The organism is Neobacillus sp. DY30 (genome assembly GCF_030123065.1).
Lineage (GTDB): Bacteria > Bacillota > Bacilli > Bacillales > Cytobacillaceae > Neobacillus.
The window spans coordinates 5892317-5906809 of record NZ_CP126093.1 but is presented as its reverse complement, the minus strand read 5'-3'; the positions used below and the strand labels follow the sequence as shown (position 1 = coordinate 5906809).

General features: G+C 41.7%; 16 protein-coding genes. 13 read left to right on the top strand and 3 right to left on the bottom strand.

The window, feature by feature from the left end; all coding sequences use genetic code 11:
- The first annotated feature begins 250 nt into the window (after positions 1 to 250).
- Positions 251 to 1552 (top strand): hemolysin family protein, encoded by a 1302-nt coding sequence (locus QNH29_RS29110; RefSeq protein ID WP_283862713.1) that lies wholly within the window; start codon positions 251 to 253, stop codon positions 1550 to 1552.
- 90 nt (positions 1553 to 1642) lie between these two features.
- Here QNH29_RS29110 and QNH29_RS29105 read toward each other — a convergent pair whose 3' ends face one another.
- Positions 1643 to 2377 (bottom strand): hypothetical protein, encoded by a 735-nt coding sequence (locus QNH29_RS29105; protein ID WP_283862712.1) that lies wholly within the window; start codon positions 2375 to 2377, stop codon positions 1643 to 1645.
- Between the two features lie 307 nt (positions 2378 to 2684).
- On the opposite strand from QNH29_RS29105, the gene gsiB reads away from it, so the two are divergent.
- From gsiB to QNH29_RS29085, 4 genes are all read left to right on the top strand, one after another.
- Positions 2685 to 3071, top strand: a complete 387-nt coding sequence (gsiB, locus tag QNH29_RS29100) for a glucose starvation-inducible protein GsiB (protein ID WP_283862711.1) — start codon at positions 2685 to 2687, stop codon at positions 3069 to 3071.
- Between the two features lie 95 nt (positions 3072 to 3166).
- Positions 3167 to 3316, top strand: a complete 150-nt coding sequence (locus QNH29_RS29095; protein WP_283862710.1) for a hypothetical protein — start codon at positions 3167 to 3169, stop codon at positions 3314 to 3316.
- Between the two features lie 142 nt (positions 3317 to 3458).
- A complete protein-coding gene (locus QNH29_RS29090) occupies positions 3459 to 4604 on the top strand; it encodes an AI-2E family transporter (protein WP_283862709.1) in 1146 nt (381 codons plus the stop codon).
- Between the two features lie 76 nt (positions 4605 to 4680).
- A complete protein-coding gene (locus QNH29_RS29085; protein WP_283862708.1) occupies positions 4681 to 5157 on the top strand; it encodes a TraR/DksA C4-type zinc finger protein in 477 nt (158 codons plus the stop codon).
- A 90-nt stretch (positions 5158 to 5247) separates the two neighbouring features.
- Here the strand turns inward: QNH29_RS29085 and QNH29_RS29080 are convergent, their stop codons facing one another.
- Positions 5248 to 5520: a hypothetical protein gene (locus tag QNH29_RS29080; protein ID WP_283862707.1), complete on the bottom strand. Its 273-nt coding sequence runs from the start codon at positions 5518 to 5520 to the stop codon at positions 5248 to 5250.
- A gap of 120 nt (positions 5521 to 5640) precedes the next feature.
- Here QNH29_RS29080 and QNH29_RS29075 point away from each other — a divergent pair, with 120 nt between their 5' ends.
- The 6 genes from QNH29_RS29075 (at position 5641) to QNH29_RS29050 (ending at position 10080) form a co-directional block, all read left to right on the top strand.
- Positions 5641 to 6573 carry a magnesium transporter CorA family protein gene (locus QNH29_RS29075; protein WP_283862706.1) on the top strand — a complete coding sequence of 311 codons (933 nt, stop codon included), beginning with the start codon at positions 5641 to 5643 and terminating at the stop codon, positions 6571 to 6573.
- Positions 6574 to 6744: 171 nt separating this feature from the next.
- Complete coding sequence (locus tag QNH29_RS29070; protein ID WP_283862705.1) at positions 6745 to 7095, top strand: hypothetical protein; 351 nt, start codon at positions 6745 to 6747, stop codon at positions 7093 to 7095.
- A 218-nt stretch (positions 7096 to 7313) separates the two neighbouring features.
- Positions 7314 to 7637, top strand: coding sequence for an anti-sigma factor antagonist (locus tag QNH29_RS29065; protein WP_283862704.1), 324 nt, complete (start codon positions 7314 to 7316; stop codon positions 7635 to 7637).
- On the top strand, positions 7634 to 8116 hold the full coding sequence (rsbW, locus tag QNH29_RS29060; RefSeq protein WP_283862703.1) for an anti-sigma B factor RsbW: 483 nt from the start codon (positions 7634 to 7636) through the stop codon (positions 8114 to 8116). The genes QNH29_RS29065 and rsbW overlap by 4 nt, the downstream gene beginning before the upstream one ends.
- Complete coding sequence (gene sigB / locus QNH29_RS29055; RefSeq protein ID WP_283862702.1) at positions 8082 to 8873, top strand: RNA polymerase sigma factor SigB; 792 nt, start codon at positions 8082 to 8084, stop codon at positions 8871 to 8873. Before rsbW ends, sigB begins: the two co-directional genes overlap by 35 nt.
- Before the next feature lie 67 nt (positions 8874 to 8940).
- Positions 8941 to 10080 carry a PP2C family protein-serine/threonine phosphatase gene (locus QNH29_RS29050; RefSeq protein ID WP_481858851.1) on the top strand — a complete coding sequence of 380 codons (1140 nt, stop codon included), beginning with the start codon at positions 8941 to 8943 and terminating at the stop codon, positions 10078 to 10080.
- A 43-nt stretch (positions 10081 to 10123) separates the two neighbouring features.
- Here QNH29_RS29050 and QNH29_RS29045 read toward each other — a convergent pair whose 3' ends face one another.
- Positions 10124 to 10603, bottom strand: coding sequence for a Dps family protein (locus tag QNH29_RS29045; protein WP_283862700.1), 480 nt, complete (start codon positions 10601 to 10603; stop codon positions 10124 to 10126).
- Between the two features lie 199 nt (positions 10604 to 10802).
- On the opposite strand from QNH29_RS29045, the gene QNH29_RS29040 reads away from it, so the two are divergent.
- Both QNH29_RS29040 and QNH29_RS29035 read left to right on the top strand, forming a co-directional pair.
- Positions 10803 to 13586, top strand: a complete 2784-nt coding sequence (locus tag QNH29_RS29040; RefSeq protein ID WP_283862699.1) for a CHASE3 domain-containing protein — start codon at positions 10803 to 10805, stop codon at positions 13584 to 13586.
- Complete coding sequence (locus QNH29_RS29035) at positions 13583 to 14455, top strand: CheR family methyltransferase (RefSeq protein ID WP_283862698.1); 873 nt, start codon at positions 13583 to 13585, stop codon at positions 14453 to 14455. Before QNH29_RS29040 ends, QNH29_RS29035 begins: the two co-directional genes overlap by 4 nt.
- Positions 14456 to 14493 lie beyond the last annotated feature (38 nt).

Here is a 14493-nt window from a genome sequence, read left to right as displayed (position 1 = left end):
AATCCGGATCTATGAGATTTCGGATTGTTATTTTTATAGGCTGTGTTAAAAGGACACTGTTGATTTTAGAACCTGTTGATTGGAGCGAAAGGCGCTCGACTCCTGCGGGATGAACGAGCTGAGTGAGACCCCGCAGGTCGGGACGACCGAGGAGGCTCACGGGCGAGCCCGCGAACCGCTCGCGCCTGTAGCGTAAATCAACAGCCCAGTTTAACACAGCCTTTTAATAAGAAGGGAGGAAGGCTGCTCAATGACGATTATTAATCTATTATTAATCGCTCTTTTAATCGCGCTCACGGGATTTTTTGTAGCGGTAGAATTTGCGATTGTGAAAGTACGTCCATCGAGAATCGATCAATTGATTGCAGAAGGGAAAAAGGGGGCAGTGTCCGCTAAAAGGGTAGTAAACCATTTAGATGAATACCTTTCAGCCTGTCAATTGGGAATAACGGTTACGGCTCTCGGACTCGGGTGGCTGGGAGAACCTACTGTGCAAAAATTAATTCATCCCTTGTTTTCGGCGATAAATCTGAATCAATCGCTATCGCATCTGATCTCTTTTATCATTGCCTTTGCCTCGGTTACATTTCTGCATGTGGTAGTCGGGGAGTTAGCACCCAAAACAGTCGCCATTCATAAGGCCGAGGAGGTAGCACTTATGTTTGCTGCTCCGATTATCGGATTCACCAAAGTAATGCGGCCATTTATTTGGGCATTAAATGGATCTGCCAGGCTCTTGGTCGGAATCTTTGGCTTAAAGCCTGAATCGGAGCAAGAATTAGCTCATTCCGAAGAAGAGCTTCGTTTGCTTTTGTCGGAAAGCTTTAGGAAAGGTGAAATCAATCAAAATGAATTAAATTATGTGAACAATATTTTTGAATTTGATGAAAGAGTGGCAAAAGAAATCATGGTTCCGCGGACAGAGATGAGTTCGCTATCGATTAATGATACCCTTGATGTGGTTGTAAGCCGGGTAAGAACAGAAAATTATTCTCGTTACCCTGTCATTGAGGGTGACAAAGACAATATTATAGGGATTCTTAATGTTAAAGCGTTAATTACCGCCCAAATAATGAATAAAAATCATACAGAAGCCATGAGTCTGAGACCCTTTATTAAACCTGTGATTAAAGCAATTGAAACCATCCCCATTCATGACTTATTGGTGAGAATGCAAAAAGAACGCAGTCAAATGGCGATTCTTGTCGATGAATACGGGGGTACCTCAGGATTAGTGACCGTAGAAGATATTATTGAAGAAATTGTCGGTGAAGTAAGAGACGAATTTGATACCGATGAAGTAGCAAAGATTCAAAAGGTGAAGGAAGGCCATTATTTACTGGATGGAAAAGTGTTAATTGAGGATGTTAACAGTCTACTAGGTACAAACATAACCGGTGATAGAATTGATACAATCGGCGGCTGGTTTCTTACACAAAACTTTGACGTGGAGATTGGGACAGAGGCTAAATTCGATGGATACTTGTTCAAAGTCCGTGAAGCTGTTGGTCACCATATTTTGTATCTAGATGTGAAAAAAATTGTTAGCTAAGCAGTGGAAAAAAACGTAAGGCACACGTCATTTTAATGTAACGTGTGCCTTTTTATGTCGTAATGGATGAGTCGGATTTTAGTACGGCCCTTATTGTGATGATTGGTACTCGCTGACCGGCGTATGCTGGGCATTTTTAAGCTTTTCCTCCATAATTTTAATGTCATCTTTAAATAGTTTGAAAATGACGTCTTCTTCTCCGAATAATAGAATCTGATCGCCCTCGTGTATTTTTGTGTGATAGATATTTTTTCTAAGTTTTAATTCTCCTCTTTTGATAAACAATACAACAAATTCTAAGTCTTCATAATTCTGGATCACCTGACTAATCTGTTTAAGAAAGAGAGAAGATTCTTTATAGATATGAAGATTGAGCAGATGGTCTTGTTCTTCTGACATAAAAATATCTCTCATAGGGAGATCTCCAAGTTCAATATTCTGCTTCATTTCTTGTTTAAATAACTTGGATAACTTGGTTTGTACACTCTTCAGCTTTAAAATAGCAAAGACTAGCACCACTCCGCCTGCTGCATAGAAAATATCCTTCGTGCGAAGGTCCTCAGATAAAATCGTACTAATTGATGAAATGATTACAGCAAGTGAGAAGGCCCCGAATAGGATTAGAAAAGTAGCTAGTTTCCTCCGAATCGGGTGGCCTAAAATCAGCTCAGACTCTCCCGTCGTAAAACCTGTACCTGTCATCAAGGAAATGACCTGAAACCGCGAAACCTCCAATTTCAGGTCCGTCAGCCGAAAAAGAATCACAAAAATTTCAATGACGGCCATAATAATCAGGAAATAAATGAGTAGAAAGAATAAATTCATTTTTTCACCCCGGAATCAAAAAATTGGCTGGTGCTGAAGCGCGCCAACCCTCTTACCCCTGCTTTTACTGTTCGTGTGAAATATTCTAATTAAATACCCCGATATACGTAGTCCTAAACCTTATAATCTTTTTAAAAAATATACGAGTAGATTACGAGTATTTCAAAATGATTAAACCGAGAAAAAGGAGTTTTAAAAAGGAGAGTTGGTGGTACTACATAAGCATGGGTTACAAGTTAACCCGATTGAAGGAAGTCGAATGTACGAATCTGACTGAAGACAAAAAAATCTAAAGGAGGACGTAGAAATGGCTAGGAATAATGAAACAATGAGCAGAGAAGAAGCAGGACGCAAAGGTGGAGAGGCAACCTCAAATAACCACGATAAAGAGTTTTATCAAGAGATTGGCCGCAAGGGTGGAGAGGCAACCTCTGAAAACCACGATAAAGAGTTCTATCAAGAAATTGGTCGCAAGGGTGGAGAGGCAACCGCCGAAAGCCACGATAAAGAGTTCTATCAAGAAATTGGCCGCAAGGGTGGAGAGGCAACCTCTGACAACCATGATAAAGAATTCTATCAAGAGATTGGCCGTAAAGGTGGAGAGGCAACTTCCGAAAACCACGATAAAGAATTCTATCAAGAGATTGGGCGCAAGGGTGGAGAATCACGGAGTAACCAACGTGATAACGACTAATCGTATTCATGATATCAGGATGACTGGTATAAAAGAAGCTTGTGCAATTTGTACAAGCTTCTTTTCTTTAAATCGGATGTAAAGGAGGACTTGATATGAAACGAATTGTATCGATGAAAGGATTTTTGACGGTTTTAGGAATGGGAGTTTCGGTCGCAAAGTGGTTAGCCTCTGAAACGAACAGAATGAAAGTGAAAAATATCCTCAGCAAATTGAACATTACACCTTCGTATGTTAAAAAATAAACTCTTCCTAATGGAATGGAAGTAAGTCAATAGACGTGCGGTGCTCCGCATGTCTTTTTGTATATCAGCAAAATGGTGGATTAGCTTTATGGAAGAACGGGTATTTAATCATAAATGATTTTGCTATTAGGAGGTGAGAAAAATGCTGACAACAAAGGCATTTCGATTTGGTTACGGTCTTTTGCTTATTTTTTTACTTATTTTTATAGCGATGAAAATTGATTTTATTTTCCAGCCTATCTTTTTACTTGTCCAAACACTGTTTTTTCCTTTTTTGTTTGCCGGTGTGCTTTATTACCTGTTTCGCCCGCTGGTAAATTATCTTCAGTTAAAAAATATTCCTAGAACACTTTCTATCCTGCTGATCTATGTAGTATTCGGTCTTTTGATTACATCATTAATCTCTCTTGGAGGACCTGTTCTGAAAGAGCAAATGAAAAGTTTTGCTGATAGTACGCCCCATCTTATTGAGGCCATATCGGACAAATTGACTGAACTGCAACAATGGATCAATCATTTACAGGAAAATGACAGTGTGGATATAGAAAAAGCTTCCGATGCGATTACAGAGTCAGTTTCCTCCAGTCTTGCTGCGATTGGAACCAATTTTATGAATATTATTGGGGTACTTGCAAGTATTGTAACTGTCTTGGCAACGGTTCCGTTTATTCTCTATTACATGTTAAAAGAAGGAGAAAAGGCGCCACAGCAGATTCTTCGTTTATTGCCATCCCAGCAGCAGAAAAATGGACGAAAGATTCTGGCAGATTTAGATGAAGCGCTTAGTTCTTATATCCAAGGCCAAATTCTTGTTAGTTTTTGTATAGGTGTCATGCTTTTTATCGGTTATTTGCTTATTGACCTTGACTACTCCCTTCTTGTTGCAATTTTTTCAATGTTTACCAATGTCATCCCGTTTATCGGCCCGATCCTTGCGGTGATTCCTGCCGTGATTATTGCGTCAATCGATTCACCGATGATGGTGGTAAAAGTCCTAATGGTGATGATTGTCGTCCAACAGATTGAAGGACATATTATTTCACCTCAGGTGATGGGGAGAAAGTTAGAGATCCATCCGCTCACGATTATATCCTTGTTACTTGCAGCAGGACGTATGGGCGGGATTCTCGGGTTAATCATAGCGGTTCCCGTGTATGCGGTTCTTAAGGTAATTGCCCATCATACCTATCGGTTATGGAAGCTGAGAAAAGAGAAATCAATAGAGGAAAAAATTATCAAGGGAGAAAACAATGATGAAACGAAGCAATACAATGATGCCATTTTTTAACTGGATGTGGATACAAAGTTTCATGTTCATACATGAAAGGGTAAATAAAAGGAAAGACGTAAGGGAGGAAAACTAAATGTTATCAAAAGAAGAGATGAATTATTTTGAGAAAAGGTTATTAAAGATGAAAGAAGAAACCATTCAAATGCTAGAAGCCAATCAGCCTTTAGCGTTAGAGGATGACGGAGAATTAACTAGCTATGATAATCATTTGGCCGATACGGCAACACAATTGGAAGAACGGGAAAAACAAAGGGTTTTGCATGAAACAGCAAACAATCTTCTCGAAGAAGTAAATGAGGCTTTGGAGCGGATTAAGACAGGAACCTATGGAGTTTGTGTCGATACAGGAGAAAGGATTCCTTATGAGAGACTTAAAGCCCTGCCATATGCCAAACGAACGGTAGAAGCGCAAAAGGAGCAAGAGAATGAGACAGTGAGTAGTATTCCGGAGGATCAGTCTTTTTCCACTCCTGAGAACGATATAAGAGGCGATAAGCGGATTCAGACCGTAGATGAACTGATAAGCATGCATGGAAACTCATCGTCATAGGATAAAAAATGTCTTCTTTTCGGGGGAAAGGAAGACATTTTTTTGAATATGAAAAAAGGCTGGGTTCCTAGGAACCCAACCGCTGCTCTATTATTGAATTTTCTCGTTATAAAATTGAACGGCATACTGTGCTCCCTCGCTGACCATATCATTATCAGGAAAATCCTTCGGGTGCGGATTTCCGCCCTTATCAATCGGAAGCTGATCTGATTTCGCATAGACATTCGGTGCTACCTTGTTTTTCCAGTCTCGTAACATACTTTCGGCTTTAATGCGATTTGGTTTATTTGAAAGCCATACCGCTGCCGATGCGCCAATTCCTACCGCTACTAGTGAGCCCATACCAAAGCCTTTTTTCATCATTAAAACCTCCTTGAATTTGAACTTGTTTTGTAAATACCCGTTTCATCAGTCTATTAAACATTTTTTTACGTTTGTATGATTCCTTTTAGGGTAATCAACTGATAAGGGAGGAGGCAGTCGATGGAGAGTAATATGAATTTTGATCAGTGGAAATGGGTTCAATTGAATAAGAATGAATTGCATGCAGTATGGGACCAGGAGACCATGCTATCAGGCTGGTTAGCGAATGTTCGAAAAAATAACAACAATTGCGTGAAAGTGCATGGCTTTATAGATGAGGAAAGGGTCGTGAATGGATCTCTAATTTATCGACAAAATGTCGATGCGGAAGAAGACCGGCAAATTTTTCATTTCTATATAACGAGTAATACCTTATTTACGGTCGATTTAGAGTTTACCTCTTTTAAACAATTAGAACCAGACGTAATGCTGCGGCAGCTAAATAAGACGGAAAATGCAGTAGATGGCTTTTTGTTTTTACTAGGAGAACTGGTGAATGACATACTGGTCGAGATTGACCAGTTTGAGGTGTCACTCCAAAAGTTAATGTGGGGTGTGAAAAAACAGAATAACATGCGGATTCTAGAACATATTTTTCAGCAACGCCATGAGCTATTAGTTTGTAATAATCTATTAATTCCCATCCAGGAACTGAAAATGGCGATAGAGGAAACTAATTTTCCAAACGTTAACAACGGGGAAATCTTTATCCGTACATGCAAACGAATTGAACGGGCGATGGTGCTGCTGCGGGAGTATGAGCAGGAGATAGACTCGGTGATTCATTTAGAAGAGGTCATATCCTCTCATCGCGGAAATGAAATAATGAAAACCCTAACAGTTCTAACCACCATTTTCACTCCCATTATGGCATTTGGGGCCCTATGGGGGATGAATTTTAAACATATGCCGGAGCTCGAGTGGAAGTACGGTTACCTTATTTCTATCATTTCCATTATTTTGTCGACAGCACTGCTTTATGGATACATAAAAACAAAGGGCTGGACAGGAGATCTATTAAAAGGGAAAAAGAAAGGTTCGTTTTTTCGCTAGAAAAGGTTTGATAGTTGTTGAGCGGGGTATAACACTAGCATGGTTAAGTAACCGCTTAACCTGATCTCGAGATTAATAGAAAGAGGGTGGTTGAAGTATGTGGTTGCATGTTCAGTAAAACCGATAGGGATGAAAAACAGCAATCTAGAAATTTATAAGGAGGAAACGATCATGGCTAAAAATTATGTTGGTAACACGGCAATGGATTCATTAAGACGTAAGGATGAAAACAAAAGTTACGGAATTAATGAAAAACGTCTAACAGGATATAATGATGGTGAAGATCCTTCTATCATGCAAGAGCTGCCTGGCGAAGAAATTGTGGAAGATATAAGAGAGCTTTCACGTCAGCAGGGGCAAAGGGGCGGCGACCCAACCAGTTTACGCGGTGAAAATGTCCAACCAGAGAATGACAGGCAAAGATATGGTGATTCGATTTCCAAGAATGCTGAATTTCAACAAAGAAGTGGAGAATCGAACGGGGAATCGAAAAATAAAAGTAACAATCAAAATCGTTACTGATTCTTAACCCGCCATACACTGCCTTTACTATATAGACGAGGCTTGCACGGATTCGTGCAAGCCTCTTTCGTGTGGGATAAAATGACTAGGAGGTTCTATCTATTCGTAACTCCTCTAAATTTTAGTATAATGCTAGAAAAATATTTTTTTAAAAAATAGGTTTAACTTTTTTTTAATAGGGTATATAAACAGTAAATATTTCAGAGGTGATGATTGGGATGAAAATAAAGGTCGAGGAACATCAGAATGAGAAGGAAATATTCGTGTCGGTTGCCGGAGAAATCGATGCCTATACAGCACCAAAACTTCGTGAGGAGCTATTGCCGCTTTCAGAAGGCACTGGAAAAATCCTAACGGTTAATCTAAAGGAAGTTTCCTATATGGATAGTACCGGATTAGGGGTATTTGTTGGATTGTTCAAGCAGCTGAACAAAAATGAGGGAGAACTAAAGTTAGTAGAATTATCGAGCCGATTAGTGCGTCTGTTTGAACTGACAGGATTGGATAAAATTATGGATATTTCAGAGGACGGAGGACGATGAAAAACGTGATGGATTATGTTGAAATGAAGATTCCTGCCAAACCGGAGTATGTTGGTGTCATTCGATTAACGCTTTCAGGAATAGCGAGCCGCATGGGTTATACATATGAGGAGATTGAAGATATTAAAATTGCTGTTAGTGAAGCTTGCACAAACGCGATACAGCATGCCTATCCGGAAGACGAGGACGGAGAAGTCATCGTCGGCTTTGGCATTTATGAAGATAAGCTAGAAACGATGGTTGCTGACAGCGGTCAGAGTTTTAATTTTTTAAAGAAAAAAGAAGAACTTGGTCCTTATACAGAGTCAAGTACAGTCGATCAACTAACAGAGGGAGGGTTAGGTCTCTATCTGATCGAAACGCTCATGGATGAAGTCCGTGTGTTGAATCGTTCCGGAGTAACGGTCTTCATGGTGAAGTATCTAGGCGAGGAGCGTGAAAATCATGACAAAGCCACCTCAGACCGTGAAACGAACTAAGGAAGAAACCTATGCATTGATTCGAGACTTTCAGGAGAATGAAAGCGAGAGTGCCCAGCTCCAGTTAGTTGAACAATACACTAATTTGATCGGCAGCATAGCGAGAAAATATTCCAAAGGAAGAAATTTGCATGAAGATATCATGCAGGTAGGGATGATTGGATTATTATCCAGCATTAGACGGTTTGACCCTAATACCGGGAATCCGTTTGAAGCCTACCTAGTTCCGATGGTGGTTGGTGAAATTAAACGATTTTTAAGAGATAAGACGTGGGATGTTCATGTACCACGACGAATTAAAGAAACATGGCCAAAGTTAAATGGAGCTGTAGACGAGCTGACTAACCGCTATCAACGCTCACCGAAAATCCATGAGATCGCTGAGTATTTAGGGATTTCTGAAGAAGAAGTGCTGGAGACGATGGAATTAGGAAAAGGGTATCAAACAGCCTCCGTGGACCAAACGATTGAGACCGGTTCTGACGGGAGCGGGGTTACACCGTTAGATGTAATCGGGTCAGAAGATAAAGGGTATGAAAAAGTCGACCAGCAGCTGTTGGTGGAGAGTGCCCTTCATGTATTGGACAATAGGGAGAAGCAAATTATACAGTGGACGTTTATCGATAACAAAAGCCAGCGCGAAGTGGGAGAATCTCTGGGAATTTCGCAAATGCATGTATCCCGGCTGCAAAAAAAAGCAATAGAAAAACTGCGAAAGGCACTTGCCGGTAATACCTATCAGGACAGACTAAACTAGTTGGTGCCTGTCACCCTATTAGAGGGGGCAGGCTCATCTTTTGCAAAAGGGGGAAACCCAAATGCCAATGAAGATTGTCATCGTAGATGATAATAAAACAAATCTAATGATTGTCGAGAAAATTCTCAGGAAAGCAAATTATAATAATCTGCTTTTGCTTTCATCTGCCGGAGAGTTATATCAATATTTACAGCTTGATTCACTTAATCCTGGAGAAGTCCCGGTTGACCTCATCCTAATGGATTTGATGATGCCAGAAATTGATGGGATGGAAGCTTGCCGGACAGTACTGGCCAATGAGCGCTTCTCCGATTTGCCGATTATTTTTGTTACGGCGATGGGCGATTCTAACAAAATGGCGGAAGCAATGGATGCCGGAGCCCTCGATTATGTGATGAAACCGATTAATAAAGTCGAACTTCTAGCAAGGATTCGTTCCGTCCTTAGGTTAAAGCAGGAAAAAGATTTGCGGAAGGAACGGGACAGACGCATTCAATATGAACTGGACTTAGCCAGGCAGGTGCAGCGAAGTATGCTTAGCGCCCCCCTTCAGGAAAAGGATGTTAACATTTCAGCTGTTTACAGGCCAACATTTGAGCTTGCTGGTGATTTCTACGCCTGGTATCAGATAAGCCCCACTAAGTACGGCGTGATCCTGCTGGATATGATGGGCCACGGGATTTCATCCTCACTTGTAGGGATGTACATTTATTCCGCGTTAAAGGATACGATTACCGGAATTGTGGACCCGGAAAAGGTTATGAAGGAATTGAACAGGCGGATGCTTCAGCTGCATACGCCTGATAGTTTAATGAACTATTATTTTACGGCGATTTACTTTGTTCTTGATACGGAAAAGCAAACGATTGAATACGTCAACGCTGGCCATCCAGCCGGGATTGGGATCGTGGATCAGGAAGCGAAACTCTTAACAGAAGGTTCCTGCGCGCTTGGTTTTTTTGAGGAGATTGATGTGACCAAAGGTGTAATTACATATCGTGATTCTGCCCGGCTTCTGCTGTTTACCGATGGGTTATCGGAATGGCTGGAGGAGAAGTACGAGGATGCGACCGATAAGCTGATTCGCTCCTTACAAACGGTTGATGTAGGGGACCCTGCTGCGCTGCTTCATCAACTGCAGCCAGGCTGGGAGCTCATAAATCCACCAAAAGACGATATGTGTCTTGTTTTAATTTCTACGAATTAAAAGGGGTGTCAGCACTGTGACTGACACCCCATTATTGTGAAAATTAATCCGCCAGATAGGCTTCAAACATCCATCTATGTTTTTCTAAAGAGGTACGAATGTGAACGAGTAGATCTTCCGTAGGCTGATCTTCATTTTCTTCAGCCAGTGAGATTCCCTCTGTCAGCTCGGTACAAATCATGTCAAAATCATCAGCCAGTGTTTGGACCATTTGCTTCGCATTTTCATCACCTTTTGCTTCTTTCAGTGTCGTAAGATCAAGGATTTCTTCAAGAGTTGCGACCGGTAATGCTCCTTGTGCAAGCATTCTTTCCGCAATCGTATCAAGATGCAGAGCAGCTTCCTTGTAAAGTTCTTCAAATTTAAGATGCAGCGTGAAAAAATTTTCTCCTTTTACATACCAGTGGAAATGGTGCAGCTTCATATGAAGAACCGAAAAGTTCGCCACCTGCCTGTTTAGAGCCTCCGATAAAGTTAATGATTTTTCTTTTGATTTTGATTTAGTTTTTGTGGATGTTGCCATGAAAAAAACCTCCTCCAATTTTGTGGTGTACTTATTACATACCCGGTTTGCTTGTTATGAAACTATTAAATTCATGAAGGAGATTGGGTTGTGCGAGAGAGTTTTCCCTGCAGGTTGGTACAAATTTCCCATTGGGTGAGATTGCGAGAAACGATATGATAGAATTAGTTATTTTTTTACAAAAGGGGGAAAGTAGAGAATGAAGGAATTTCATTTCAACATTCACACGAAAATTATAGCAGGCTATATATTCATTTTGGTTTGCTTAGTGGTCTCCCTGCTGATCGTCATGAATCGGATGTCAGCCATGCAGGAAGAGGTCGATTTCATCACACAGCATGATATGGAAGTGCACAACCTAGCAAATCAGATACAAAAAAATGTATTAGATATGGAAACGGGCATGAGAGGGTACGTGATTACGGGTAATGAGGAGTACCTTGAGCCTTACAATACAGCTAGACAGAACTGGCTCGATAACTATAATACACTTCATTCCATGCTGGGAGATAACGGGAGGCAGCAGCGGAATTTAGAAGAAATGAAACCACTGATCCATAACTGGGTTACCGGGTCTGCAGAATTTGTTGTTAACCAGAAAAATGTAAATAATCAAAGCGCATTAGACAAGTTTTTTAGAGAGAACAAAGGTAAAAAAATGACCGACGAGCTCCGCGCACATTTTGATTCCTTTCTTGAAAATCAAAAGGAACTGACAAATTATCGTGTTGAGAAACTGGATAAGGACAATAACAATTTAAGAATTTCGTTGTATGGCCTTATCATAGTGGTAACCTTGATTACAATAGCTACGGCAGTTTTCCTGGCGAATTCGATTGCCAAAACCATTAGGCAGGTTGTTCGCACGATTAATAGTATAACGGATTCAAGAGAGACCGAGGTAGACCTTTCCACTAGAATCGAGGTCAGCACTCATGATGAAACCCAAGAACTCGCAGAAGCGATGAACGAACTTCTCGGGAGTCTTGAGAAACACAATTGGGTTCAAAAAAGCGTAGCAGAAATCTCGACCATGTACCAGGGGAAGACGGATTTAACAGAATTGACGCATGCGTTTATCACGAAGCTTACTCCTTTGCTTGGCGGGGTCTACGGTGTTGTTTACCTGCGCAGGAATCAAGGAAGCGAAGTTCGCTACGTGAAAGAGGCGGGTTATGCGGTTGCCGGAGAAGAAGGTGCTGCGGCGAGTTTCCGGATAGGAGAGGGTTTAATTGGCCAGGCTGCACTGGATAAAAGAATCTTCTTGATTGATAAGCTGCCAGAGGAACACTTTAAAGTCACATCGGGGTTAGGTCAATCTTCACCAACGAATCTTTTGGTTGCCCCGATTTTAGTGGATGGCCGGGTAGAAGCAGTGGTGGAGTTCGCTTCGCTTCAGCCGTTTTTGTCTCAGCATTTAACATTATTGGATCTGCTTCAGGATAAGTTCGGTTCCGCGATTACCAATGTCGCCGGCCGGATGGAAGTAGAAAGGCTGCTGGGGGAATCACAGGTACTCACCGAAGAACTTCAGGCGCAGTCTGAGGAACTTCAAGCCCAATCGGAAGAGTTGCAAATGCAGCAGGAACAGCTGCGGATTACCAATGAATATTTAGAAGAACAAAAGCAATACGCCGAACAACGAGCGTTTGAACTGAAAAAAGCAAAGGATGAGCTTGAGGACTACTCACGGAAACTGCAGATGAGCTCGCAGTATAAAACCGATTTCCTTGCAAATATGTCACATGAGCTGCGTACGCCATTAAACAGTATTTTAATTCTTTCACAAATGCTGATGGAACATGATGGCGAAATAGACAGTTCAGAAGTAAAAGAATCTGCCAGTGTTGTTTACACGGCTGGAAGTGATTTGCTGCGGTTAATTGATGATATCCTCGATTTATCCAAAATTGAAGCGGGTAAAATAGAAATTTTAACAGATGAAGTGAACGTGACGGAAATTCCGCAAATGATGAAGAACATGTTCGGCCCCGTTGCAGCGAAAAAGGGTTTAACCTTTGAGGTTCATACCGCTGCAAATGTACCTTCTGTGATTACAACAGACGGCCACCGCTTGCAGCAAATTTGGAAGAATTTGTTATCTAATGCCTTTAAGTTTACGGAACACGGTGCTGTCACAGTAAATATTGGACTTGCATCGCCAGAAAAGGTGGAGAAACTTTGGCCTGGTCTTGATATGGAGGAACAGGTGCTGTCCATCTCAGTGACGGATACGGGAATTGGAATCGCTCAGGAGAAGCAGGAAATTATTTTCGGGGCATTTCAGCAGGTGGATGGTACGACCAACCGACAGTATGGCGGCACTGGTTTAGGATTATCGATCTGCCGTGAATTCACCCGTCTGCTTGGCGGTGCGATTACGGTTGAAAGCGAGCCGGAAAAAGGAAGCACGTTTATTCTGTATATTCCTTGCAGTCTGGAGTCCGGGGAATATCCTCTTCAGCTTGAAGAACAATTGGCACTTGCTGAGACAGCGGTAAGTGTGAGTGAGGCGGCAGAGGAACAACAGCCGGTCAATGAAGAAACAGAATCAGTCGAGGCAGTAGAAGCGGAGACATCTGATGACCAGTTGTTTAAAGGAAAGAAAGTGCTGTTAGTAGAAGATGACCGCCGGAATGTATATGCACTTGTAACTGCCCTTGAGAAAAAGGGAGTGAAGGTTCAGGTAGCGGATAATGGTAAGAGTGCGATTGAGTTTTTACGTAAGGAAGCAGATTTTGACCTTGTTTTCATGGACATCATGATGCCGGTGATGGGCGGCTATGAGGCGATGAAAATCATCAGGCAAGATATGGAAATGGAAAAACTGCCGATTATTGCGCTGACGGCCAAGGCGATGAAAGGTGAACGAGACAAGTGTATGGAAGCGGGCGCATCTGATTATATTATGAAACCATTAAATATCAATCAGTTATTCTCGTTAATGCGGGTATGGCTGACCGAGCAGGTGAATGAAGATTGAACGAAACAACCAAAGAGATCGTAACAGATATCAATCTGCAAGAGCCAAATGAGCTTCAGGAAATAGAAATCAAATTACTGCTGGAAGGCTTGTATCAAATGTATGGATATGACTTCCGGGGCTATGTCAGGGGTTCGATTGGCAGACGGATTTTAAACCGGATGAAGGCGGAGAGGCTGCCAACCATTACAGCTTTATTGGAAAAAGTGCTCCACGAACCCGGCGTTTTGGAACGGCTGCTAAATGATTTTTCCATCCGGATGACGGAAATGTATCGTGACCCTAGTTTCTTTGCCGTCTTTCGTAACGAGGTGGTCCCGTTGCTGCGGGAGCTTCCTGAAATCAGGATTTGGCATGCGGGCTGCGCTACGGGTGAGGAAGTTTACTCTATGGCGATCCTGCTTCAGGAGGAGGGTCTGTCGGCGAAAACGAAAATCTACGCCACAGACATGAATGAAAAAGCGCTGACGGCGGCGCAAAAGGGTGCGTTCCCGCTCAAAAAAATGCAGCAATATACGAAAAATTACTTAAAAGCGGGCGGAAAAATGGCGTTTTCCGAGTATTATTCTACCGACCATCAATTTGCTTATTTTTCACCCAGCTTGACCGAGAACCTCACGTTTGCCCAGCACAATTTGGTGAGTGACAGCTCATTTAATGAATTTCATGTGATTTTATGCCGCAATGTCATGATTTATTTTGACAGCACCCTCCAGCAGCAGGTGCATGGACTTTTTTATGACAGCTTGGCAGAAGGCGGATTCATTGGACTGGGAAGTAAAGAATCGATTCTAGGAATGCCAAAGGGTATGAAATATATTGAATTTAATTCTAGTGAAAAGATATATCGAAAAAAAGTAGACGCCTGAGCTTAGCCAGGCGTCTTTTTATGTTTGATAGGGTGCCT

Coding starts and splice junctions, on each gene's coding strand:
- QNH29_RS29090 (WP_283862709.1), top strand. CDS start 3,459: ATGCTGACAACAAAGGCATTTCGATTTGGTTACGGTCTTTTGCTTATT.
- QNH29_RS29070 (WP_283862705.1), top strand. CDS start 6,745: ATGGCTAAAAATTATGTTGGTAACACGGCAATGGATTCATTAAGACGT.
- rsbW (WP_283862703.1), top strand. CDS start 7,634: ATGAAAAACGTGATGGATTATGTTGAAATGAAGATTCCTGCCAAACCG.
- QNH29_RS29045 (WP_283862700.1), bottom strand. CDS start 10,603: ATGGCAACATCCACAAAAACTAAATCAAAATCAAAAGAAAAATCATTA.
- QNH29_RS29040 (WP_283862699.1), top strand. CDS start 10,803: ATGAAGGAATTTCATTTCAACATTCACACGAAAATTATAGCAGGCTAT.
- QNH29_RS29080 (WP_283862707.1), bottom strand. CDS start 5,520: ATGATGAAAAAAGGCTTTGGTATGGGCTCACTAGTAGCGGTAGGAATT.
- QNH29_RS29050 (WP_481858851.1), top strand. CDS start 8,941: ATGAAGATTGTCATCGTAGATGATAATAAAACAAATCTAATGATTGTC.
- QNH29_RS29065 (WP_283862704.1), top strand. CDS start 7,314: ATGAAAATAAAGGTCGAGGAACATCAGAATGAGAAGGAAATATTCGTG.
- QNH29_RS29110 (WP_283862713.1), top strand. CDS start 251: ATGACGATTATTAATCTATTATTAATCGCTCTTTTAATCGCGCTCACG.
- QNH29_RS29095 (WP_283862710.1), top strand. CDS start 3,167: ATGAAACGAATTGTATCGATGAAAGGATTTTTGACGGTTTTAGGAATG.
- QNH29_RS29085 (WP_283862708.1), top strand. CDS start 4,681: ATGTTATCAAAAGAAGAGATGAATTATTTTGAGAAAAGGTTATTAAAG.
- QNH29_RS29075 (WP_283862706.1), top strand. CDS start 5,641: ATGGAGAGTAATATGAATTTTGATCAGTGGAAATGGGTTCAATTGAAT.
- sigB (WP_283862702.1), top strand. CDS start 8,082: ATGACAAAGCCACCTCAGACCGTGAAACGAACTAAGGAAGAAACCTAT.
- QNH29_RS29105 (WP_283862712.1), bottom strand. CDS start 2,377: ATGAATTTATTCTTTCTACTCATTTATTTCCTGATTATTATGGCCGTC.
- gsiB (WP_283862711.1), top strand. CDS start 2,685: ATGGCTAGGAATAATGAAACAATGAGCAGAGAAGAAGCAGGACGCAAA.